The organism is Polaromonas sp. P1_G2 (assembly GCF_056405515.1).
In genome coordinates this window covers 1-511 of the sequence record NZ_JBFUBY010000911.1, presented here as the reverse complement: position 1 = coordinate 511, position 511 = coordinate 1, and the positions used below count along the sequence as shown (strand labels likewise).

At 63.2% G+C, this 511-nt stretch carries 2 protein-coding genes; both read left to right on the top strand.

What is annotated here, in order from left to right; all coding sequences use genetic code 11:
- On the top strand, positions 1–174 hold a 174-nt coding region (locus AC1D0P_RS28295; protein ID WP_477679769.1), incomplete at its 5' end, for an aldehyde dehydrogenase family protein.
- A 97-nt stretch (positions 175–271) separates the two neighbouring features.
- A partial coding sequence (locus AC1D0P_RS28290; RefSeq protein ID WP_477679768.1) for a methyltransferase domain-containing protein occupies positions 272–511 on the top strand: 240 nt, incomplete at its 3' end.

Sequence of the window (511 nt, the reverse complement as noted above, 5' to 3'; positions counted from 1 at the left end):
GTCGAGGTCGCCTCGCAATTGCAGGCGGGCCGCGTGCAGATCAACGGCAGCTATCTGGAGCCGCAGGCACCGTTCGGTGGCTTCAAGCAGTCCGGCATCGGCCGTGAATTCGGCAGTTTCGGGCTGGAGGCCTATCTGGAGCCGAAGTCGTTGCTGGGGGCATTTGCGGTATAGGCAACTTTTACCAAGACGTCATGGTGTCCGACGGCGCGCTTGACCGCCGTTACAGAGCATGGGAGACGAAGCCAACAACTTGCAAAGGAGTCGCGCGATGGCCTGGTCTCCCACTCAATATGTCAAGTTCGAGGATCAGCGCACGCGCCCGGCGCGTGACCTGCTTGCACAGGTGCCGCTCGACGAGGTGACACGCGGCATCGACCTCGGCTGCGGGCCGGGCAATTCCACCGAACTTCTTATCGAGCGCTGGGGGGCGGCTGGCATTTCCGGCCTCGACAGCGACGACAACATGCTCGACGCAGCTCGCAAGCGCCTGCCCGGCACACACTTCGAG